Below are 21,281 nucleotides of genomic sequence, written 5' to 3'. Positions count from 1 at the left end.
CTTTATTAAAGCAAAAAGCCCCGCCGGTTGGCGGGGCTTTTTAAAGTCCTGATCGTAGCTTACTCGGCTACAATGCTGACGAACTTACGGTTCTGAGGACCTTTAACTTCAAACTTCACCTTGCCGTCGGCTTTGGCGAACAGAGTGTGGTCCTTGCCCAGGCCTACGTTGTCGCCGGCATGGAATTTGGTGCCGCGCTGACGAACGATGATGTTGCCCGCCAGGACAGATTCACCACCGTAACGCTTTACACCAAGACGTTTGCTTTCTGAGTCGCGACCGTTACGAGTAGAGCCGCCTGCTTTTTTATGTGCCATGGAACTTAACTCCTCTCTTAGGCGCTGATACCAGTGATTTTCACCTCAGTGAACCACTGACGGTGACCCTGCTGTTTGCGAGAGTGCTTACGACGACGGAACTTAACGATCTTGACTTTTTTGCCACGACCGTGAGTAACTACTTCAGCAGTTACCTTGCCACCATCAACGTAGGGTACACCTACTTTAACGTTTTCACCTTGGGCTACCATCAGCACTTTGTCGAACTCGACAGAAGCGCCGGTTTCTACGTCCAGTTTTTCCAGACGAACAACCTGGCCTTCGGCTACACGGTGCTGTTTTCCGCCGCTTTGGATTACCGCGTACATGATTTTAACTCCGAATATGGCACTTATGCCCGCTGAAGGGCTGTGCACTAAAACTGTTTTACAATGGTCGCGCATTGTACGCAAATTGATCCCCTGAGACAAGGGGAGAGAGCGCAAAAAAATGATGCCCGTCCGCATTGCAGGCCATGCCTGCCCGGACAGGTTTATCCCTTTGACGAATCGTGTAAAATCCTAACATTATTGAATTCACACTGCATCGTCCGGCTTATAACTTTTATGGTAGATATTCACAGGATCAAACAACTGACCGAGCAGGACATGCAAGCGGTCAACGAACTCATCATGACCCGCCTGCAGTCAGACGTCAGTCTGATCAATCAGCTGGGATTTTACATTGTCAGCGCCGGCGGCAAACGCATGCGCCCCATGCTCACCGTGCTCAGTGCCCGGGCACTGGGCTACGAAGGCACTGACCACATCAAGCTGGCCGCGCTGCTGGAGTTTATTCATACCTCCACCCTGCTGCACGACGATGTGGTAGACGAATCGGACCTGCGCCGGGGCCGGGATACCGCCAATGCGCTGTTCGGTAACGCTGCCAGCGTGCTGGTGGGCGACTTTCTTTATACCCGCTCCTTTCAGATGATGACAGAGCTGAACAGCATGCGCATTATGCAGCTGCTGAGTGAAGCCACCAACGTCATCGCTGAAGGGGAAGTATTGCAGTTAATGAACTGCAATGACCCGGATACTACCGAAGCCAGCTATATGCAGGTGATCTACTGCAAAACCGCCAAGCTGTTTGAGGCAGCGACCCGGCTTGCCGCCGTGCTGACTCATCAGCCTGAAGCCACCGAGCAGGCCATGCTGGATTACGGCAAGTATCTGGGCACAGCGTTTCAGTTAATGGACGATGTGATGGACTATTGCTCCGATGCCAGTGACATGGGCAAAAATGTGGGCGATGACCTGGCAGAGGGCAAGCCCACGCTACCCCTGCTGCGAGCCATGGAAAATGGCACGCCGGCTCAGCGTGAGCGTATTCGTGATGCCATCACTAACCGCACCGGCATGGATCATCTGGATGAGATCATGGCGATTCTGGAGCAGACCCAAGCCCTGGAATATTGTCGCCGGCGCGCCCGGGAAGAAGCGCAGAAAGCCATTGATGCACTGCATGTACTGCCTGACTCCGAGCACAAGGCCGCCCTGATTGATCTGGCCCATATGGCAGTCGAGCGCAGCCGCTGATCTGCAGACTATCGTCACTCCGGGCTTGACCCGGAGTCCATGACTGACAACATCAACGTCTGCAGAATGGGTTCCGGCCTTCGCCGGAATGACCAAAGTGAATCAAACAAAAACGCCGGCTCAGTGAGCCGGCGTTTTTTTATTGCGTGCAGTTTAAAGCTCAGGCTTCAAACGGGTGACGCAGTATCATGGTTTCGGCACGATCCGGGCCAGTAGAGATAATATCTACCGGTACACCGGTCAGCTCTTCAATGCGTTTGATATAATCACGCGCCGCCTGAGGCAGACCTTCTACCGTGGTCACGCCGAAGGTGTTATCACTCCAGCCGGGCATGGACTCGTATACCGGTGTCACTGTCTCATAGCCTTCAGCAGCCATGGGCGGCACATCCTGCACCGAGCCATCAGGCATCTTGTAACCGGTACAGATCTTGATCTCGTCAAGACCGTCGAGCACATCAAGCTTGGTCAGGCAGAAGCCGGTAATGGAGTTCACCTGAATGGCGCGCTTCATGGCCACCATATCGAGCCAGCCGGTACGACGTTTGCGGCCGGTAGTAGCACCAAACTCATGCCCCTTCACACCCAGGTGCTGACCAATATCGTCAAACAGCTCTGTAGGGAACGGACCAGAGCCCACGCGAGTGGTGTAGGCCTTGATAATGCCCAGCACATAATCTACATAGCAGGGGCCAAAACCGGAGCCGGTGGCCACGCCGCCGGCAGTGGTGTTGGATGAGGTGACGTAAGGGTAGGTACCGTGATCGATGTCGAGCAGAGTGCCCTGAGCACCTTCAAACATGATGCGCTCACCACTGCGGCGGGCCTTGTCGAGCAGGTCGGTTACATCAACCACCATGCTGGTCAGCAGCTCGGCGTAGCCTTTGGCCTGCTCCAGTATCTCATCGTAAGATACTTCTTCAACGCCATAGAAACCCTTGAGCTGGAAGTTATAGTATTCCACTACTTCTTTCAGCTTATGGGCAAAGGTGTTCATGTCGAACAAATCACCCACGCGCAGACAGCGACGGGCTACTTTGTCTTCATAAGCAGGGCCGATACCACGACCTGTGGTGCCAATGGCTTTATTACCACGGGCCTTTTCGCGGGCCTGATCCATGGCAACATGGTAAGGCAGAATAAGCGGGCAGGCTTCGCTCAGTTTCAGGCGTTCCCGCACCGGCACACCACTTTCTTCCAGGCCGGCCATTTCCTTCAGCAAAGCGTCAGGAGACAGCACAACGCCGTTGGCGATGATACAGGTGCAATTGTCGCGCAGGATACCTGAGGGAATGAGATGGAGGACGGTCTTTCTGCCGTCGATAACCAGGGTGTGTCCGGCGTTGTGGCCGCCCTGATAACGTACAACATAACGAGCCTTGTCGGTCAGCAGATCGACAACTTTGCCCTTGCCTTCGTCACCCCACTGGGTGCCTAGTACAACAACGTTTTGTCCCATTTTCTCTAACTGTCGAGTTGTTAAAAATGGAGTCTACCAAATTTTGACCAAGGCCGGAACTGCTGGACGGCCGGATTGCTGAAAATATTATCACGCTCAAAAAAAAGCCCGGTTTCCCGGGCTTTTTACTGATTCAGCAGACTGATTAATTGCCTTGTGGATCCTTCAGGAAGCGGAAGAAGTCGCCGTCCGGTTTCAGGATCATCATATCCCCACCCTGCTCAAAGCTCTTGCGGTAGGCTTCAAGGCTACGGATAAAGGTAAAGAACTGCGGATCCGCGGCATAGGCATCAGCATAAATCCTGGCTGCCTCAGCGTCCCCTTCACCACGCAGAGTACGGGAATTACGCTGGGCATCAGCGATCATAATGGTTACCCGACGATCCGCTTCGGCCTTGATGATCTCGGCCTGTTCACGGCCTTCAGAGCGATGCTCACGGGCCACAGCGGTCCGTTCGGCACGCATACGCTGATAGATGGAGTTGGACACCTCGGTAGGCAGGTTGATCTGCTTGATGCGCACATCCACTACTTTGATCCCCAGCTCGGAAGATGACTCCAGCAAGCCTTTCAGCGCGCTTTCCATCACATCACCCCGCTCACCGGACACAATGTCACGAATGGTACGGCTGCCGATCTCCGAACGCAGGCTGTTGTTGATACGACGACGCAGCAGGCTTTCTGCCTGCAGACGATTGCCGCCACCGGTGGCCAGATAATAGGATGCAAAGTTGTCGATACGCCACTTCACGTAGGAATCGATGATCAGATCCTTTTTCTCTGAGGTGACGAAACGATCCACCTGATCATCCAGGGTCTGAATGCGGGCATCCAGCTTGCGCACCTGATCGATCATCGGCACCTTGAAGTGCAGACCTGGCTGGTAAATAACCGGCAGTTCGGAATCCTGCTCGCGCTTGACCTTGCCAAACTGCAGTACTATGCCCCGCTCCCCTTCGGCAACCACAAATACCGAAGAGAAAAGCAGTATCGCCAGCAGGGCCAGCACCACGATTAATACTCTTTTCATCGCTTAGTTTCTCCCTGACGTCGGACGAATGTTGCTTCGGTCGGAGCCGGGTCTGAGCTGACCGCTGTCCTGTCCGGAAGGCACATTGTTGTTGTTCAGATAGTCGGACGTGATCACATTGGGATCCACTCGGGCTTCACGCGTCGCCTGTTGCTCCATCAGCTTATCCAGCGGCAGATATATCAGGCTGTTGCTGCCTTCCGGGGTGTCCACCACTACCTTGTTAACCTTGCTGTAAATCTCTTCCATGGTTTCAAGGTAAATACGCTGACGAGTCAGCTCCGGCTGCAGTTCATACTGAGGCAGCAGTTCACGGAAGCGGGCCACTTCACCTTCAGCACGCAATGCAATTTGCTGCTTGTAAGCTTCGGCTTCCTGCAGCAGGCGCTGCGCCTGACCCCGGGCCTTGGGTTCAATTTCCCGGGCATAGGCTTCTGCTTCACGAATAAAGCGCTGTTCGTCTTCCTGAGCGGCGATGGCATCGTCAAAAGCATCCTTCACTTCTTCCGGCGGGCGGGCCGGCAGGAAGTTCAGATCCAGGATCATCAAACCGAGCTGATAGGGATCAATGATCTCTTGCAACAACTCCCGGGTTTCCTGACGTACCCGTTCACGACCCACGGTCAGCACGTCGTCCATGGTGCTGTGGCCCACCACATAGCGCAGGGCACTGTCGAGAGCCTGATGCAAACTGTCGTCGGCATTGGTGACGTTGAACAGGTAGTCACGGGGTTCGATAACGCGGTACTGCACATCCATTTCTACCCGAACCAGGTTTTCATCCCGGGTCAGCATAAAGCCGGATGCCGGCAGTGAACGCACGGTTTCCACATCTACCGGATAGACACGATCAATGAAGGTAGCTTTCCAGCTCAGGCCGGGTTCTACCGTCTGATAGAACTTGCCAAAACGCAGCACCACGCCACGCTGAGCTTCGCCAATGGTGTAGAAACCACTGACTACCCACACGGCCACCGCTATCACCAGCGCCACTATCACTCCAAAAGAGCCGAGACCACCGCCGCCATTACCAGAGCCGCGACCACCCAGCACTCCTCCCAGTTTTCCGCTCAGGTTGCGGATCACCTTGTCCAGATCCGGCGGGCCCTGATGCTTGCCGTCATTCCCCCAGGGATCACGGTCTTTGCCACCATTTCCAGGCTCATTCCAAGCCATTTGTATCTCCGTCTTTCTGGTTTATGAAATTAACTCTACCAAGCAATGGATCATTCAGGCAATCAATCGCTTATAAAGCTTTCCAGTTGCTCACCTTCCTGTTTGAGCAGCCGGTGCCAGTCAGCTTGCTGCAAACGAATATCCACCACGTATTCACCCTGTTCGCCAAAAGCTTCTGCCACTATGCCGTTAAGCGCATAAAGCCGGCTGCGCAGCCGCGAGGCCGATGGCGGCAACGTCAGTCTGTGTTCGATCAGGGTGCCGGCCAGACGCTCATTCAGTGCTTCTAACAGACCGTCAATACCGAGACCTTGTTGCGCTGATACCCACACTGCCCGCGGACGGCCTTCGTCATCCCGCTCGGTACGGGGTAACGGCTGATCAAGCTTATCGATTTTGTTGTAAACCATGAGTACCGGAATTTCATCGGATTCGATCTGTTCCAGTACCGAGTTTACCTCGTCGATATTGTCCCGCATCTGTTCATCAGCACAGTCCACCACATGCAGCAACAGGTCGGCATCCCGGGTTTCCTGCAGCGTCGCCTTGAAGGCTGCCACCAAATCGTGCGGCAGATGACGAATAAAACCCACTGTATCAGCCAGAATAGCCGGCCCTGCATCGGGCAACTCAATTTTTCGCAAGGTCGGATCCAGAGTGGCAAACAGCTGATCCGCGGCGTATACCCCGGCCTGGGTCAGCCGGTTGAACAGGGTCGACTTGCCGGCGTTGGTATAGCCTACCAGAGACAGGGTAGGAATTTCGTTGCGCTGACGCGCACGCCGGCCCTGCTCCCGCTGGCGGGATACTTTTTCAAGTCGCTTGCGAATATATTTGATGCGCTCTCGCAACAGCCGGCGGTCAGTTTCCAGCTGGGTTTCACCCGGACCACGCAGGCCGATACCGCCCTTCTGTCGCTCCAGGTGGGTCCAGCCACGCACCAGCCGGGTAGATAAATGGCTGAGCTGAGCCAGCTCTACCTGTAATTTGCCTTCATGGGTACGCGCACGCTGAGCAAAAATATCGAGAATAAGACCAGTGCGATCCAGTACCCGGCACTTGACTTCCCGCTCCAGGTTACGTTCCTGGGCAGGAGACAAACTGTGATTGAAAATCACCACATCGGCCTGGTGCATTTGCACCAGTGCCGCCAGCTCTTCTACCTTGCCGGTGCCGATAAAGAACTTGGACTGGGGAGCTGCCCGGCTCGAGGTGACCACGGCACAGGTGGTGACTCCTGCTGAATCAGTCAGCAGTTCAAGCTCTTCAAGATCTTCCCGCTCACTGTCGTCAGTGAAATTAATATGCACCAAAATGGCGGACTCACCACCCTGATAACGTTCAAACATAGGGGGTCCTCCGTCTGCCGGCCATCACTAATTCAGCGTAACTCAATCTTGATCCTGCTCACTGTCGGCCTGTTCCTGATGGCTGCCTGACGGTACACTCAGGTGCTGCACCGGACGGGCCGGTACCACGGTAGAGATGGCATGCTTGTACACCATTTGACTGACGGTGTTTTTCAGCAGAATAACGAATTGGTCAAACGACTCTATCTGGCCCTGCAGCTTGATGCCATTGACCAGATAAATAGAGACGGGTACCCGTTCCCGGCGCAGTGCGTTCAGAAACGGATCCTGCAGTGATTGCCCCTTAGCCATTTTTGTTGTCCTTATCTTTTGTAATAGTGGAAATTTATTATTGTTTTACTGACTGGGCCAGTATTACCTGCTCAATCAGTTGCCGTCCGGCGTCCTTGTCGTCGGTATCGAGCCAGGTCAGCTCAGGCCAGCCCCGCAGCCAGGTCAGCTGTCGCTTGGCCAGCTGACGGGTGGCGGCAATACCACGCTGTACCATTTCATCATAGCCAACATTACCGGCCAGGTAATCCCACATTTGCCGGTAGCCTACGCAGCGAACAGACGGCAGCTCGGTGTGCAGGTCTCCCCGCTCATATAATGCCCGCACTTCCTGCTCAAATCCCTGGTTCAGCATCAGCTCAAAGCGCTCGGCAATGCGGCGATGTAACGTGGCACGCTCAGCCGGTGCAATCGCAAACTGTAACACTTTGTAAGGCAAGGGATCACCCTTGCTTTGGGTTAATTCTGTGAGCGTTTTACCGGAAATTCGAAAAACCTCCAATGCTCTGGACAGGCGCTGAGGATCGTTGGGATGAATACGCGCCGCCGAGACAGGATCGATTTGGGCAAGCTCATGATGCAATGCCGTCCAGCCCCGCGCGGCAGCATCACTTTCTATGCCGGCACGCACTGCAGAGTCTGCCGAAGGCAAGGGTGACAATCCTTCCAGCAGCGCCTTGAAATACAGCATGGTGCCGCCTACCAGCAGCGGAATACGCCCGGCCTGAGTCACCTCCGCCATGGCAGCCAGGGCGTCGCGACGAAAATCAGCGGCAGAGTAGGCATCCAGCGGATCAATCAGATCAATCAGCCGGTGCGGCGTGATAGCCTGCTCTTCTGCAGTAGGCTTGGCGGTGCCGATATCCATGCCTTTATAGACCAGCGCCGAATCGACGCTGATCACCTCGCAAGGCAATGCCCGGCACAGCTCGGTGGCCAGACCGGTTTTACCCGAGGCAGTTGGCCCCATCAGGAATATTGCCAGGGGCTTAGTGCCCATATGTCCACCTGTTAAGTTGCTCAGTAACATCCACCGGACACATAAATTCCGGTAATGGATCAGCCAGTTCAGGCAGCAGCTGCTGCCACAACGCCGTGGCTTTTTGCCAGTTCCATTCGTTATCGGCAATGGCCTGCTGCGCCAGCCACTGACACAAGGCCTGCGGCTGACTGGCCGTTTCCTGCTCCAGCCGAGCCAGCAGCTCGGGAAACAAGCGGGCCAGATCCGCATGACGCAGAGGTTGTGGCACCCGGACGAGAATAATGGTGTCACCGGGGCCGCCTTTCAACTCCAGCCCCAGCTTTTGCAGCAGCGCCTGATGAGCATGAGTCTGTGCTTTTTGCTCCGTGCTCAGCGCCAGTCGTATTGGCAGCAACAGAGGCTGAGGCGTCAGTCCTTGTTGCCAGACAGCAAACAGGGATCGCCCATTAAGCCAGGCCTGGGCCAGATTCAGTTCACACAGCCATAGCTGCTTCCGGTAAAACACCACCAGTGCCCGCTGCTGCTCCAATGTCAGTGGCATGGCATCTGCTGGGGTTTCTGTAGATACCGGTACAGACGTATCGTCACGGGGCAGCGTGGTCAGCAGGCTGTCAAGCCCCTGCCACTGCTGGCGGCTCAGACCACTGTCACTGCGCTCGGTTTGCCGGCCGTAGCCATGACTTGCAGGTGTATAGCGGGGGGCCGGTGACACTGCAGCTTCATCATACTGAGCGTCGTAGCTGGCATCGGGTTCACCGGAAAAGCCTTGCTGCGGCTCTGCAGCCGGTGCGCTGTGCTCCTGCTCCAGGGTTTGCTGCAGCACCTGAAAAATAAAGTCATGCACCAGCCGGGCCTGATGAAACCGCACCTCATGTTTGGCCGGGTGCACGTTGACATCCACTTCGTGAGCGTCCAGCTCCAGATAGAGCACAAAAGCAGCATGACCTTCGGGCGGCAGTCTGTCTCCATAGGCCTGACGCACCGCATGATTAAACAACTTGTCACGCATCATGCGGCCGTTCACATAGGTATACTGCAAATCAGGCTGGTTGCGGGCCGCAGACGGTGGTGCCAGCCAGCCCCACAGCCGCAAACCATGATGCTCGCTGTCAAATTTAAGCGCCGGCCCCACAAAAGCCTGGCCACACACCGCTGCCAGCCGTTTGTCATGCTGTGACGGCAACTTGCCGGCGCGGTACTGACGCACCGGCTTGCCATTGTGGCGCAGTGTCATATTCACATCAAAGCGACTGAGCGCAATACGCCGCAACACTTCATCGATATGACCAAACTCGGTTTTCTCGGTACGCAGAAAGCGCCGGCGGGCCGGCGTATTAAAGAACAGATCACTTACCTCTACCGTGGTGCCCTGAGGGTGAGAGGCCGGCTGCAGCTGCACCGCCATATCACGGCCTTCTGCCATGGCCTGCCAGGCTTCTTCCTGAGCCGCTGTGCGGGACGTCAGCAACAGCCTTGATACCGAACTGATTGACGCCAGTGCCTCACCGCGAAAGCCCAGGCTGACAATGGCCTCCAGGTCGTCAAGGGTGCTGACCTTGGAAGTAGCATGGCGTGACAAGGCCAGGGTGAGTTCGTCTTTGCCGATACCACAGCCGTTATCACGAATACGGATCAGCTTGGCCCCGCCTTTTTCAATATCTACCTCAATGCGGGTAGCCCCCGCATCCAGGCTGTTTTCCACCAGCTCTTTCACCACAGAGGCCGGCCGCTCCACCACTTCACCGGCGGCAATCTGATTGGCAAGACGGGCCGGTAATATTTGTATTGCCATTTTAACTACCCGGAATATTCAGCACCTGCCCTACCCGAACCACATCGGTATTTAGATCGTTGTGACCCTTGATGCGGCTGACCGAGACGCCATACCGGCGGGCGATGATCGACAGGCTTTCACCGCTTTTTACCGTATGGCGAATGGATGAGCCCGGTGCCGCCTTGGCCGCCATCATGGTGCCGTTGGGCGGGTTTTGCCGATAATAGGATTTAACGCCATTGAGCAGCGCCTGCGCAATTTTTTGCTGATGGGACGATGTCAGCAATAACTGCTCTTCATGGGGGTTCGAAATAAACCCGGCTTCAATCAGCAAAGACGGTATATCCGGCGACTTGAGCACCGCCAGGCTGGCGTGTTCGGGCTTGCGTTTATGCAGGCGCACCACCTTGGCCATTTCCGCCAATATGTGTTCACTGATGGCATAACTGTCGGCACGGGAGCGGTCCATGGACAGATCAAGAAAGGTGCGGGTGAGATAAGGATTTCCATCGGTCTGGGAAATCACTTCACCCACACCGCCCAGCAGCTCGGACTGACGCTCCTGTTTTTCCAGCCAGCCGGCCATTTCCCGGTTGGCGCGGTTGGATGACAGCAACCAGACCGATGCGCCACGAGGGCCCTGATTTGCCACGCTGTCGGCATGAATGGACAGCAGCAGATCGGCCCGGGCCTTGCGGGCAATTTCGGATCGCTGGTTCAGGTTCACATAATAGTCGCCGGTGCGGGTCAGTACTGCACGCATGCCCGGCTCCTTGTTGATAAGATCCGCCAGCTTGCGGGAGATAGCCAGGGTAATGTGCTTCTCATGGTTCTTTTTGGGGCCAACCGCACCGGGATCTTCACCGCCGTGGCCGGCATCTATGGCCACCACCAGCTCACGCAGGCCCGCCGGAGCCATTTTACGCTCAGGAGGCTCGGGCTTTCTGCTTTGATCCTGATACGGCAAGTCGATCACCAGCCGGTGTCCGTAGTTACCGGCGGGAGCCAGCGGAAACACCACCGGACTGGCTGATGACGTCAGCTCAAATACCAGCCGGTAACTGCCCGCCCTGGGCGGCTTGCTATCGCGAATCCGGGTGATCAGCTCACTGCTGTTTTTAATAGCAGAAAAGTTTACCCGGTTCTGTGTTTGCTCCAGATCCACCACCAGCCGGTGCGGACCATTCAGCATAAAATGATCAAAACGTGGGCTGGCCTGCATATCAAGCACAATGCGGGTATTGTTCGGTGACGGCCAGATACGAATACCTTCCAGCTGATTGGCCCAGACACTGACAGAGCAAAGTACCAGAAACAGCGTCAGCAGGGTTCTCATCATGATACCGCCTTGAGCACGGCGCGGCCGGTGTCGGTATGGGCAGTTAGCATTGCCACACGGCCATCACCGTCATAGCTGAGAGTAATATCCAGATCGGCCTGAGGCAGCATCCCTGCGCCCCGCTCCGGCCACTCCACCAGACACAGGCTGTTGCCGGTAAAGTAATCACGAATGCCCATGTACTCCAGCTCTTCCGGATCCGCCAGACGATAGAGATCAAAATGATAGACGGCACGTTCACCGCACTGATAAGGCTCCACCAGAGTGTAAGTAGGACTTTTTACCTTGCCGGTATGCCCCAGCGCCTGAATCACTCCCCGGCTGAAGGTTGTTTTTCCCGCTCCCAGTTCACCATGCAGAAAAATGACACAGGCAGTATCACTGCTTTGGGCAAGGGCCTTGCCCAAAGCCAGAGTGGCGGCCTCATCGGCCAGTGTCAGGCTTATTGTTGTCATAATCATCCGTTTGATTGATAAGGCTTCTTACAGGGTAAAGCAAATCTGATGCCAGCATGCCGGTCATGCCCTGTGCGGCGGCCATGTCGCCGGCACAGGCATGCAGACATACCCCCAGACGGGCGGCACTTTCCGGCGCAAGCCCCTGGGCCAGAAAAGCGCCGATTATACCAGATAACAGGTCTCCCATACCCCCCGATGCCATGCCCGGATTACCATGAGGGCACAGTGCTGTGCCACTGGGGCCGGCAATCAGGGTTCCTGCACCTTTCAGGACCACAACGGCTCCGGTTTGTTCCCGCAGCTCTTGCACCGCCGCCAATCGGTTGGTTTCTATTTCAGCAGCCGTACACCCCAGCAAAGCGGCGGCCTCACCGGAGTGAGGGGTTAATACTGCCTGTACCGGTACTTTGCCCTGCAGCAAATGCAGGGCATCGGCATCGATCACCATGGGTTTGCCGGCATTCAGCGCTGCCGCCATCAATGCCCGGCTCCAGTCATTGCGGCCAAGCCCCGGGCCTGTCACCAGCGCATCGCACCAATGCCACTGGCTAAACTCCGGAAAGGTGGCGGTCATCAGCTCGGGCCGGGTCAGGTTCAGCCAGTGCACATGGCTGGCATGGCTCACCAGCCGCACCAGACCGGTGCCACAGCGCAGCGCCGCTTCACCGGCCAGGCGAATAGCTCCGCTCATACCGGCATAACCGCCAGCCACCAGCAAGCGGCCGGTTTCTCCTTTGTGCGCTCCCCGGCGGCGCGCTGGCAGTGCCTTTCGCTGGGTATGCCAGTGTAACAGTTCAACAACCGGCATTGACGGCAGCCGGTGCTGAATACCCAGGTCCGCCAGGCAAACATGTCCGCACACGTCTGGTCCGCGCCCGGTCAGCAGGCCGGTTTTCAGACCCACAAAGCTGATGGTGGTATGAGCGGATACCGCCTCGGCAGGAATACAGCCGGTGCCGGCACACAGACCGGATGGCACATCCATGGCCAGCACGGGCACATTCAGCCGGTTAATGGCCGCAATATGCTGCAGGGCTGCGCCCCTGGGCGTGCCGCTGAGGCCGGTGCCGAGCAAGGCGTCGATCACCAGATCGGGTGTTCCCTGCAGCGCCCCCAGCTGCTTAATGGCACCGCCGTCAGCCCGGTAATGATTCCGCGCGGTGGCGGCATCTCCGCTGAGGGCTTCGGCATCGCCCATCTGCACCAGCTGCACATGAATGCCGGCGGCACGGGCCAGCCGGGCCACCACATAACCATCACCGCCGTTATTACCACCACCACAAAATACCCACCAGTGCCGGGCCTGAGGCCATTGCCGGCGGGCCAGTTCAAAGGCCGCCAGCCCGGCCCGGGACATCAGCTCAAACATGGCCATGCCCATGGCGGCAGCCGCCTGACGCTCTCCTTGTTGGATCTGCTCCGGCAGCCAGAGCCCTTGTGTTAGAATATGGGGCTTTTCCAGACCGGTAATGCTCATGACCACTCCCGACTTAGATGCATTGGCTCACGATATCAAGCTCTGGGCAGCAGAGCTAGGCTTTGACCAGGCCGGCATTACCGGGACCGATTTGTCCGGTGAAGAGCCCCTGCTCGGCAGCTGGCTGGCAAAGGGCTATCACGGTGACATGGAGTATATGGAGCGCCATGGCATGATGCGCGCCCGCCCCCATGAGCTGCTGCCGGGCACTCTGCGGGTAATTTCGGTACGCATGAGTTATTTGCCCGAGCACGCTGCCATCGCCCATGTTCTGAGCGATCCTGAGAAAGGTTACATCAGCCGTTACGCCCTTGGCCGGGATTATCACAAGGTATTACGTAACCGGCTAAAAAAACTGGCAGAAAAAATTCAGAGCCGGGCAGAGCAGCTGGTGGCCCGTCCCTTTGTCGACTCGGCCCCGGTGCTGGAGCGGCCGCTGGCAGCCAATGCCGGCCTGGGCTGGACCGGCAAGCACTCGCTGCTGATCAACCGGGAGCAGGGCTCCTTTTTCTTTCTGGGCGAGCTGCTGGTAAATTTGCCGCTGCCGGTAGACTCGCCGGTGGAAGAAGGCTGCGGCAATTGTGTGGCCTGCCTGACCATTTGCCCTACCCAGGCCATTGTAGAGCCCTATGTAGTGGATGCCCGCCGCTGTATTTCCTACCTCACCATTGAACTGGACGGCCCCATTCCGCAAGAGTTTCGCCCCTTGATGGGCAACCGTATCTACGGCTGTGACGACTGCCAGTTAATCTGCCCCTGGAACCGCTTTGCCGGCGCCAGCCAGGAGCCGGACTTTGCGCCCAGGAAGCAGCTGCATGCGCCACAACTGCTGGAGCTGTTCAGCTGGAACGAAACCCATTTTCTGAAAGTAACCGAAGGCAGCCCCATTCGCCGCATTGGTCATCGCCGCTGGCTGCGTAATATTGCCGTGGCACTGGGCAATGCGCCCGCCAGCCCCATGGTGGTGCAGGCGCTCGAGGAAAAGCGTGATAACGTGGACGATATGGTGCGCGAGCACATTGACTGGGCGCTGGCGCAACAGAGCGGCAAGCTGGAACAGCAAAACCGTAAAACGGCGCGACTTATTCGCGCCGTAGATAAAGGTATGTCTGCGCATGCGCGCTGATAGCATGATACGAAGCCGCAGCAGGCTTATACGCGAATTATGCAGACTCAGAAAAGCAAAAAGCCGACTATGAAGTCGGCTTTTTGATTTGGAGCGGGAAACGAGATTCGAACTCGCGACCCCAACCTTGGCAAGGTTGTGCTCTACCAGCTGAGCTATTCCCGCATAAAACTTTTAACTTTTGCATGGGGCCGCGGCGCGACCCTCATCAACTTCAGCAAGGTCAAGCTCCATAAGCTGAGCTATTCCCGCAGATTTTAACTTGCTTCAAACACCGGTCTGGTAACCCGTGCTTTAAATTTGGAGCGGGAAACGAGATTCGAACTCGCGACCCCAACCTTGGCAAGGTTGTGCTCTACCAGCTGAGCTATTCCCGCGTAATACTTTTAACTTGTGCATGGGGCCGCGGCGCGACCCTCATCAACTTCAGCAAGGTTAAGCTCTATATAAGCTGAGCTATTCCCGCAGATTTTAACTTGCTTCAAGCACCGGTCTGGTAACCCGTGCTTTAAATTTGGAGCGGGAAACGAGATTCGAACTCGCGACCCCAACCTTGGCAAGGTTGTGCTCTACCAGCTGAGCTATTCCCGCGTAATACTTTTAACTTGTGCATGCGCCCGCGGCGCGACCCTCATCAACTTCAGCAAGGTCAAGCTCCATAAGCTGAGCTATTCCCGCAGATTTTAACTTGCTTCAAACACCGGTCTGGTAACCCGTGCTTTAAATTTGGAGCGGGAAACGAGATTCGAACTCGCGACCCCAACCTTGGCAAGGTTGTGCTCTACCAGCTGAGCTATTCCCGCGTAATACTTTTAACTTGTGCATGGGGCCGCGGCGCGACCCTCATCAACTTCAGCAAGTTTAAGCTCTATATAAGCTGAGCTATTCCCGCGCTGACTGTATTCAGTCTGTTGTAACCAGTGGCTTGCTTCGCAATTCCTCTTGGCTACGGGAGGCGTAGTATAAGCACGAACCGATCGAATGCAAGCCTTTTTTAAAGCAGGTTAGCCGTTTGCTGAAATTGTCGCCAAACGACTAAAATCTGGCTGTTTTGCGTTTAAATGGCAAACACATGCCGGCGGTAGAACTGCAGTTCGGCAATGGACTCACGAATATCGTCCAGGGCCTGATGACTGCCTTTTTTGGTAAATTGCTCCAGCAGTTCCGGTTTCCAGCGGCGTACCAGCTCTTTTACCGTGCTCACATCCACATTGCGGTAGTGAAAAAAGGCTTCCAGCGCCGGCATGTGCCGCACCAGAAAACGCCTGTCCTGACCGATGGAGTTACCACACAGGGGCGAGCTGCCTTCCGGCACCCACTGACGCAAAAACGCCAGCGTCTGTTTCACTGCTTCATCTTCAGTAATGGTGCTGGCCTGCACTCTGGCCACCAGGCCCGAGCCAGTATGAGTGTTCACGTTCCACTCGTCCATTTTGCCAAGCTCGGCTTCGCTCTGGTGAATAGCCAGCACAGGCCCTTCTGCCAGAATATTGAGATCCTTATCAGTCACTATGCTGGCAATTTCAATCACTCTGTGTTCATCGGGATCAAGGCCGGTCATTTCCAGATCGATCCATACCAGGTTTTCTGCACTTTGCGTCATGGTTTGCGTTCCTGCGGCTTGGCAAATAAGGACAAGGTTGAACGGGAAAGTGTATCATAGCCGGCAGTGAAAACAGGTTCGAGGAACAGCGTGACCAAGAAGAAACGTCTGAGTAAAGGCCAGAAGCGCCGCGTTAGCGATAACCACAGCCGCCGCCTGAAAAAACAGCAGTCCGAAGTCATTGACGACACCCAGCTGGGTGCCCCGCAGGAAGGGGTGGTGATCAGCCGCTTTGGTCAGCATGCTGACATTGAAGACAGTGACGGTAACATTCATCGCTGCAATCTGCGCCGCACCCTGGGCTCGCTGGTAACCGGAGACCATGTGGTATGGCGGCCCGGCACAGAGGCCTTGCAGGGCATCAGCGGCGTGGTGGAAGCAGTACACCCACGCACCACAGTGCTCACCCGCCCTGACTATTACGACGGCATCAAACCGGTAGCGGCCAATATCGATCAGATAGTAGTGGTATCTGCGGTGCTGCCGGAGCTGAGCTGCCATATCATCGACCGCTATCTGGTGGCCGCCGAAGACGTGGAAATGCCACCCATGCTGGTGCTCAACAAGGTGGACCTGCTGAGCGACGAACAGCGCCGTGACGCTGAGCGCGATTTGCAGCGCTACCGCGACATTGGCTACCGGGTGCTGCTGGTGAGCTGTGACACCGGTGAAGGCCTGAATGAACTGCAACAGGCACTGAGCAGCCACACCAGTATTTTTGTGGGGCAGTCCGGTGTGGGCAAGTCGTCGCTGGTAAACGCCATCATGCCTGAGGTGGAAGCACAAACCGGTGCCGTATCCGATAACTCCGGTCTGGGTCAGCACACTACCACCACGGCCCGGCTCTATCATTTTGCCACCGGCGGCTCACTTATCGACTCTCCCGGCATTCGCGAGTTTTCTCTCTGGCATCTGGCTCCCGAGCGGGTGGCCTGGTGTTTTCGTGAGTTTCGCGATTATCTGGGCGGCTGCCGCTTTCGCGACTGCAAGCACGGCAGCGATCCGGGCTGCCTGCTGCAGCAGGCTGCGGCCGAAGGCCGTATTCATGCAGAGCGGCTGGACAGCTATCACCGCATTATGGATGCCATGGCCGACAAGCCTGATCGCTATCACCCCAATTCCTGACGGTACTCAATCACAATGAAAGATCATCTGAAAATTTTGCTGCAATACCTGTTACCCAAGCACGCTCTGTCACGCCTGGTGGGCAAACTCGCCGCCGCCGAGGCCGGTGGTCTGACCCAGTGGCTGATCAAACAATTTATTCGCCGCTATAAGGTGGACATGAGCGAAGCTGCTTACAGCGAGCTGGAACACTATAAAAGCTTTAATGAATTTTTTACCCGCCCGCTGAAAGAAGACGCGCGCCCTTTGGTACCGGGCGACGAAGTGCTGGCCATGCCGGTAGACGGTGCCATCAGCCAGCTGGCACCCATTGAGCAGGGCCGTATTATTCAGGCCAAGGGCCATGACTTCAGTGCCCGCACCCTGCTCGGTGGCGACAAGGCGCTGGCTGCGCCCTTTATGAACGGTGACTTTGCCACCATTTATCTGGCTCCCAAAGACTATCACCGCATTCATATGCCGCTGGACGGCGTGCTCAAGACCATGGTGTATGTGCCCGGCGAACTGTTTTCGGTCAACCCGCTCACCGCTTCTCGCGTACCGGAGCTGTTTGCCCGCAACGAGCGGGTGGCGTGTATTTTTGATACCAGCGCCGGCCCTATGGCCATGGTGCTGGTGGGGGCCACCATAGTGGCCAGCATTGAAACCGTCTGGGCCGGCACCGTGACGCCGCCGCCGGGCAAACGAGTGCAACGCTGGGACTATAATGCTGATACGGCTCCGCGCCTGGCCAAAGGTGATGAAATGGGCCGGTTCAAGCTGGGCAGCACGGTAGTGTGTTTATTCGGGCCAGATGCCGTCACGCTGAGTGAAACACTCACTCCCGGCACCAGCACCCGCATGGGCACCGAGTTCGGTCGTCTTGTTCAACCCTGATTAATCCAGCCCCGCTGAGAGAGGTTGCCGTGTTTGCCCCTGTACTGCTGTTTTTTATGCTGTTGTTGCTGCCGGCCCCGGTGCCGGCAGATCAGAGTGTGGCCGATATAGAAGCCTTGCTGAAGGAAGTTCCGGAAGGAGACAAGCCTGAGCTGCAAAAGCTGCGAGACAGTTATAATCAGGCGCTGCAGCTGGTACGGGAAGGAGAGCGCTACCGCAGTCAGACCGACAGCCTGCGCCAGTTTATGGAAGAATATCCGGCGGCACTGAAAAAACTGGAGCAACAAAAAGCCGGACTTAAAGGCACCTCCACCGAAAATATTCCGCTGCTCGACGGCGTGGGTCTGGATCAGGCGCTGGTAGATGCTCAGGCCCGCCGGCTTGAACTGCGCCGCCAGCGGGAAGAGCTGACCAACACCCTGAACCTGCAGGAGCTGAGCAATAGTGGCGTTCACAGTCAGCTCGACGAACTGCGCCAGCAGCTACGCCAGACTCAGCAAAATCTGGATCAGCAGCAATTTACCGAAAACCCCAGCCGCCAGCAAAATGCTAACCGCATTCTCAGCATGGTTCGCGAGCAGGCACTACAGCGGCGTATTCAGATGCTGGAGCTGGAGCAGCTGTCGGCGGGTAACCGGGATACTCTCAACAAGCTGCGGCTGGACATACTCCAATACCGGCTGACCGATCTCGACAATTACATAGATGCCCTGCAAAACCGGCAGAATGAGTTGCGCCGGGCTACTACGGAAGCCGCCATTGCTGAAAGCGAACGGTTACTGGACGAAGTAGAAACTGACTCCCCCCTGCTTGCCCGGGAGCAGGAGCGCAATCAGCAGCTTTCCGTTACCCTGGCCGAGCGCAGCCGTACCATAGAGTCTTTACAGCTGGAAAATCAGGCGGTAGAAAGTGCTGTTAACGAACTCAGCACCCTTAAAAACAACCTGAAAGAACAGCTGGAATGGCTGGAAGTGAGCCGCGGTTTTGGTGAGAACCTGCGTAATCGCCTGAGCGAACTGCCCGCTCCCTACCCGCTGCACCAGCTGGAAGCCCGCATCGTGCAGAGCCGGGTAGACAGATATGGCTATCAGGAAGATTTTGATGATCTTGCCAATAACAGCTACCGCAACCGGTTGCTGACCCTGGAGCAGAGCCTGAGCGAAGAGCAGCAATTGTTGCTTGATGAACTGCTCACTACCCGGGCCCGCCTGCTGGAACGGCTGTTGGCGGTTACCGATAATGAAATTCATGAACAAACCCGGCTCAAGGTAGCCTACAGCCGGCAAAATGGTCAGCTGGAAGAAATTCGGGCCCTGACCGAAGAGCGGTTGTTCTGGCTGCCGGATCTGCGCCCGGTAGACAGTAATTTTCCTGCGGCCCTGATGGAAACCCTGGACTGGCTGACCCGTACCGCCACCTGGACCGCCCTGCCCCGCGCGCTGCAGCAGCAGGGAGGAGCCAGCCTGACGCTTTATGGCATCAGCTCCATGGTAGTGCTGTATTTGTGGCTGCTCAGCCGGCGCAGTCTGCGCGATTATCTGGCGCGCATCAGCCCGCGCATCGGTAATGTCACTCAGGACAAATACGGTTACACCTTTAATACCCTGCTGCTGAGTGTGCTTACCGCCCTGCCCATTACCGCGCTGTTGTCTTTGCTGTCTCATGCCATCGACTCACCACTGGCCTCTCCCATTGTGGTGTCACTTGCCGAAGCGCTGCGGGCGCTGATGCTGCCGGTATTTATTTTGCTGCTCATTGGTAACCTGACCCTGCCCAAGGGCCTGCTGGTGATGCACTTCAATCTTCCCGCCGAGCAGGTACGCCGGGTCTGGCGGCAATTCCGCACTCTGATGCTGAGTTTGCTGCCTATGTTGCTGCTGTTTTACACCGCCCGGGAGTTCAGGGAGTTTTCCCTTTATGACACCCTTGGCCGGCTGGCCTTTATTTACATCAGTGTGATGATCAGCCTGTTTTCCTGGCGGTTATACCGTCAGGACATGCCGCTGCTGGTCTCCGCTCCCAAAAAGGAACACCTGACCCTGGCCAATCATCTGCTGTGGGGGCTGCTGATCACGGCACCGCTGCTGGCCGGTGCCGCTGCCATCATGGGCTATCTGTTTACCGCCCACACTCTGCTGCGCCAGCTGGAAGTCTCGGTGCTGGCCGGGCTGGGCTTTGTGATGGCTTATTATTCGGTTCGCCGCTGGATGCTGCTGCAGCGCCGGCGGCTGGCCTTTGAGCGGGCCAAGGCAAGACGCGCCGAGATCCTGGCTCAGCGTAAAGAGAAAGAGCGGGACGAGCCTCAGGAGACGCCTCCCAGCCCGGAAGCGGAAGCCGCCGCTGTGGCCGAGGTGGATCTGGATGCCATCAGCGCTCAGTCTCTGGGGCTGCTGCGCTCAGTGCTGATGCTGGGCTATATTCTGACCCTGATGTTACTGTGGTCCGAGATCAACACCGCCTTCAGTTTTCTCGACAGCATTGAAGTCTGGCATGTGTCCAGCAGTCTGGCCGGCGAAGATACCCTGGTGCCCATTTCCCTGAAAGATCTGGTGCTTGCCGTTTTTCTAGTGGTATTAACCCTGATCACCGCCCGCAACCTGCCGGGGCTGATGGAGCTGAGTGTGCTGCAGCATCTTAATCTGTCACCGGGTACCGGCTTTGCCATTACCACCATTTCCAAATATCTGGTGCTGCTGTTCGGGGCCTTTGCCACCTTTGCCATGCTGGGCATTGACTGGTCCAAGCTGCAATGGCTGGTGGCGGCGCTGTCGGTAGGGCTGGGTTTTGGTCTTCAGGAAATCTTTGCCAACTTTGTGTCGGGCCTGATCATTTTGTTTGAAAAGCCCATTCGAATCGGTGACACCGTTACCATTCGCGATCTCACCGGCACCATTTCCAAAATCAAAACCCGGGCCACCACCATAGTGGACTGGGACAGACGGGAAATTATCGTGCCCAACAAGGCCTTTATTACCGAGCAGTTTGTCAACTGGTCCCTGTCCGATGCCATTACCCGGGTCAAACTCTATGTACGGGTACGACTGGATGCGGATGTGGACACCGTGCAACGGCTGCTGCAGGACGCCATTGCCGAATGCAGCCTGATCCTTGATAACCCGGTGCCTGAAGCCTTTCTGGTGGAGCTGACCGACTCGGCGCTGGTGTATGAAGTGCGGGTCTATGTGAACGACATGGGCCATCGCATGCCCATGACCCACGAACTGCACAATTTGCTGCTGGAACGGCTGCGCCGCCATGATATTCGCATTCCGCATCAGCAGGTGGATATTCGCCTGGTGGGAGAGCATGGCCGCACATTCACGACCGCTGATGCCGATAACCCGGCCTGATGGGAGGC

The 21,281-nt window shown here is 56.5% G+C and carries 18 protein-coding genes and 4 tRNA genes; 5 read left to right on the top strand and 17 right to left on the bottom strand.

The genetic code is table 11. The features are described from left to right. Window positions 1-59 precede the first annotated feature (59 nt). Together rpmA and rplU are read right to left on the bottom strand one after the other, a co-directional pair. Entirely contained in the window at window positions 60-317 is a 258-nt protein-coding gene (gene rpmA / locus G364_RS0111570; RefSeq protein WP_019935311.1) for a 50S ribosomal protein L27, read from the bottom strand. Window positions 318-334: 17 nt separating this feature from the next. Then, complete coding sequence (gene rplU / locus G364_RS0111565) at window positions 335-646, bottom strand: 50S ribosomal protein L21 (protein WP_019935310.1); 312 nt, start codon at window positions 644-646, stop codon at window positions 335-337. Between the two features lie 237 nt (window positions 647-883). Here rplU and ispB point away from each other — a divergent pair, with 237 nt between their 5' ends. Next, window positions 884-1,858: an octaprenyl diphosphate synthase gene (gene ispB / locus G364_RS0111560; protein ID WP_019935309.1), complete on the top strand. Its 975-nt coding sequence runs from the start codon at window positions 884-886 to the stop codon at window positions 1,856-1,858. Window positions 1,859-2,018: 160 nt separating this feature from the next. On the opposite strand, the gene G364_RS0111555 is transcribed toward ispB, so the two are convergent. From G364_RS0111555 to G364_RS0111510, 10 genes are all read right to left on the bottom strand, one after another. Then, window positions 2,019-3,317: an adenylosuccinate synthase gene (locus tag G364_RS0111555; protein ID WP_019935308.1), complete on the bottom strand. Its 1,299-nt coding sequence runs from the start codon at window positions 3,315-3,317 to the stop codon at window positions 2,019-2,021. Between the two features lie 145 nt (window positions 3,318-3,462). After that, on the bottom strand, window positions 3,463-4,347 hold the full coding sequence (gene hflC / locus G364_RS0111550; RefSeq protein WP_019935307.1) for a protease modulator HflC: 885 nt from the start codon (window positions 4,345-4,347) through the stop codon (window positions 3,463-3,465). Window positions 4,348-4,350: 3 nt separating this feature from the next. Further along, window positions 4,351-5,523 (bottom strand): FtsH protease activity modulator HflK, encoded by a 1,173-nt coding sequence (gene hflK / locus G364_RS16515; RefSeq protein WP_019935306.1) that lies wholly within the window; start codon window positions 5,521-5,523, stop codon window positions 4,351-4,353. Between the two features lie 62 nt (window positions 5,524-5,585). Beyond that, entirely contained in the window at window positions 5,586-6,872 is a 1,287-nt protein-coding gene (gene hflX, locus G364_RS0111540; protein ID WP_019935305.1) for a ribosome rescue GTPase HflX, read from the bottom strand. A gap of 42 nt (window positions 6,873-6,914) precedes the next feature. Then, entirely contained in the window at window positions 6,915-7,184 is a 270-nt protein-coding gene (gene hfq, locus G364_RS0111535) for an RNA chaperone Hfq (RefSeq protein WP_019935304.1), read from the bottom strand. 37 nt (window positions 7,185-7,221) lie between these two features. Continuing rightward, window positions 7,222-8,163: a tRNA (adenosine(37)-N6)-dimethylallyltransferase MiaA gene (gene miaA, locus G364_RS0111530; RefSeq protein ID WP_019935303.1), complete on the bottom strand. Its 942-nt coding sequence runs from the start codon at window positions 8,161-8,163 to the stop codon at window positions 7,222-7,224. After that, window positions 8,153-9,937, bottom strand: coding sequence for a DNA mismatch repair endonuclease MutL (gene mutL / locus G364_RS0111525; protein ID WP_019935302.1), 1,785 nt, complete (start codon window positions 9,935-9,937; stop codon window positions 8,153-8,155). Before mutL ends, miaA begins: the two co-directional genes overlap by 11 nt. Window position 9,938: 1 nt before the next feature. Then, on the bottom strand, window positions 9,939-11,255 hold the full coding sequence (locus G364_RS0111520; protein WP_026344868.1) for an N-acetylmuramoyl-L-alanine amidase: 1,317 nt from the start codon (window positions 11,253-11,255) through the stop codon (window positions 9,939-9,941). Beyond that, window positions 11,255-11,716, bottom strand: coding sequence for a tRNA (adenosine(37)-N6)-threonylcarbamoyltransferase complex ATPase subunit type 1 TsaE (tsaE, locus tag G364_RS0111515; protein ID WP_211212446.1), 462 nt, complete (start codon window positions 11,714-11,716; stop codon window positions 11,255-11,257). Before tsaE ends, G364_RS0111520 begins: the two co-directional genes overlap by 1 nt. Further along, on the bottom strand, window positions 11,682-13,193 hold the full coding sequence (locus G364_RS0111510) for a bifunctional ADP-dependent NAD(P)H-hydrate dehydratase/NAD(P)H-hydrate epimerase (protein WP_019935299.1): 1,512 nt from the start codon (window positions 13,191-13,193) through the stop codon (window positions 11,682-11,684). The genes tsaE and G364_RS0111510 overlap by 35 nt, the downstream gene beginning before the upstream one ends. Between G364_RS0111510 and queG the strand changes: the two genes are divergently transcribed. Then, window positions 13,192-14,319, top strand: a complete 1,128-nt coding sequence (gene queG / locus G364_RS0111505; RefSeq protein WP_019935298.1) for a tRNA epoxyqueuosine(34) reductase QueG — start codon at window positions 13,192-13,194, stop codon at window positions 14,317-14,319. The genes G364_RS0111510 and queG overlap by 2 nt on opposite strands. An 89-nt stretch (window positions 14,320-14,408) precedes the next feature. Here the strand turns inward: queG and G364_RS0111500 are convergent. The 5 genes from G364_RS0111500 to orn all read right to left on the bottom strand — a co-directional run bounded on the left by G364_RS0111500 (window position 14,409) and on the right by orn (window position 15,922). Beyond that, window positions 14,409-14,484, bottom strand: a tRNA-Gly gene (locus G364_RS0111500). Window positions 14,485-14,620: 136 nt separating this feature from the next. After that, window positions 14,621-14,696: transfer RNA gene (locus tag G364_RS0111495), tRNA-Gly, on the bottom strand. 138 nt (window positions 14,697-14,834) lie between these two features. Next, window positions 14,835-14,910, bottom strand: a tRNA-Gly gene (locus G364_RS0111490). A gap of 136 nt (window positions 14,911-15,046) precedes the next feature. After that, window positions 15,047-15,122 (bottom strand) — tRNA-Gly (locus G364_RS0111485). Between the two features lie 254 nt (window positions 15,123-15,376). Further along, window positions 15,377-15,922 carry an oligoribonuclease gene (gene orn, locus G364_RS0111480; RefSeq protein ID WP_019935297.1) on the bottom strand — a complete coding sequence of 182 codons (546 nt, stop codon included), beginning with the start codon at window positions 15,920-15,922 and terminating at the stop codon, window positions 15,377-15,379. Between the two features lie 90 nt (window positions 15,923-16,012). On the opposite strand from orn, the gene rsgA reads away from it, so the two are divergent. From rsgA to mscM, 3 genes are read left to right on the top strand one after another with little or no spacing between them, the layout of a single operon-like run. After that, window positions 16,013-17,047 (top strand): small ribosomal subunit biogenesis GTPase RsgA, encoded by a 1,035-nt coding sequence (rsgA, locus tag G364_RS0111475; RefSeq protein WP_019935296.1) that lies wholly within the window; start codon window positions 16,013-16,015, stop codon window positions 17,045-17,047. A 15-nt stretch (window positions 17,048-17,062) separates the two neighbouring features. Further along, complete coding sequence (gene asd, locus G364_RS0111470) at window positions 17,063-17,923, top strand: archaetidylserine decarboxylase (protein ID WP_019935295.1); 861 nt, start codon at window positions 17,063-17,065, stop codon at window positions 17,921-17,923. A 29-nt stretch (window positions 17,924-17,952) separates the two neighbouring features. Further along, window positions 17,953-21,273, top strand: a complete 3,321-nt coding sequence (gene mscM, locus G364_RS0111465; RefSeq protein WP_019935294.1) for a miniconductance mechanosensitive channel MscM — start codon at window positions 17,953-17,955, stop codon at window positions 21,271-21,273. Window positions 21,274-21,281: the final 8 nt, after the last annotated feature.

This window comes from Oceanimonas smirnovii ATCC BAA-899 (assembly GCF_000381965.1).
Classification (GTDB): domain Bacteria; phylum Pseudomonadota; class Gammaproteobacteria; order Enterobacterales; family Aeromonadaceae; genus Oceanimonas; species Oceanimonas smirnovii.
This window is presented reverse-complemented; position numbering and strand designations above follow the sequence as displayed.

Excerpts from the sequence above, each read along its gene's own strand:
- hflC (WP_019935307.1), bottom strand. The coding sequence starts at position 4,347 with ATGAAAAGAGTATTAATCGTGGTGCTGGCCCTGCTGGCGATACTGCTT.
- G364_RS0111555 (WP_019935308.1), bottom strand. The coding sequence starts at position 3,317 with ATGGGACAAAACGTTGTTGTACTAGGCACCCAGTGGGGTGACGAAGGC.
- hfq (WP_019935304.1), bottom strand. The coding sequence starts at position 7,184 with ATGGCTAAGGGGCAATCACTGCAGGATCCGTTTCTGAACGCACTGCGC.
- mutL (WP_019935302.1), bottom strand. The coding sequence starts at position 9,937 with ATGGCAATACAAATATTACCGGCCCGTCTTGCCAATCAGATTGCCGCC.
- hflK (WP_019935306.1), bottom strand. The coding sequence starts at position 5,523 with ATGGCTTGGAATGAGCCTGGAAATGGTGGCAAAGACCGTGATCCCTGG.
- ispB (WP_019935309.1), top strand. The coding sequence starts at position 884 with ATGGTAGATATTCACAGGATCAAACAACTGACCGAGCAGGACATGCAA.
- hflX (WP_019935305.1), bottom strand. The coding sequence starts at position 6,872 with ATGTTTGAACGTTATCAGGGTGGTGAGTCCGCCATTTTGGTGCATATT.
- orn (WP_019935297.1), bottom strand. The coding sequence starts at position 15,922 with ATGACGCAAAGTGCAGAAAACCTGGTATGGATCGATCTGGAAATGACC.
- rplU (WP_019935310.1), bottom strand. The coding sequence starts at position 646 with ATGTACGCGGTAATCCAAAGCGGCGGAAAACAGCACCGTGTAGCCGAA.
- rpmA (WP_019935311.1), bottom strand. The coding sequence starts at position 317 with ATGGCACATAAAAAAGCAGGCGGCTCTACTCGTAACGGTCGCGACTCA.
- queG (WP_019935298.1), top strand. The coding sequence starts at position 13,192 with ATGACCACTCCCGACTTAGATGCATTGGCTCACGATATCAAGCTCTGG.
- G364_RS0111510 (WP_019935299.1), bottom strand. The coding sequence starts at position 13,193 with ATGAGCATTACCGGTCTGGAAAAGCCCCATATTCTAACACAAGGGCTC.
- G364_RS0111520 (WP_026344868.1), bottom strand. The coding sequence starts at position 11,255 with ATGAGAACCCTGCTGACGCTGTTTCTGGTACTTTGCTCTGTCAGTGTC.
- asd (WP_019935295.1), top strand. The coding sequence starts at position 17,063 with ATGAAAGATCATCTGAAAATTTTGCTGCAATACCTGTTACCCAAGCAC.
- miaA (WP_019935303.1), bottom strand. The coding sequence starts at position 8,163 with ATGGGCACTAAGCCCCTGGCAATATTCCTGATGGGGCCAACTGCCTCG.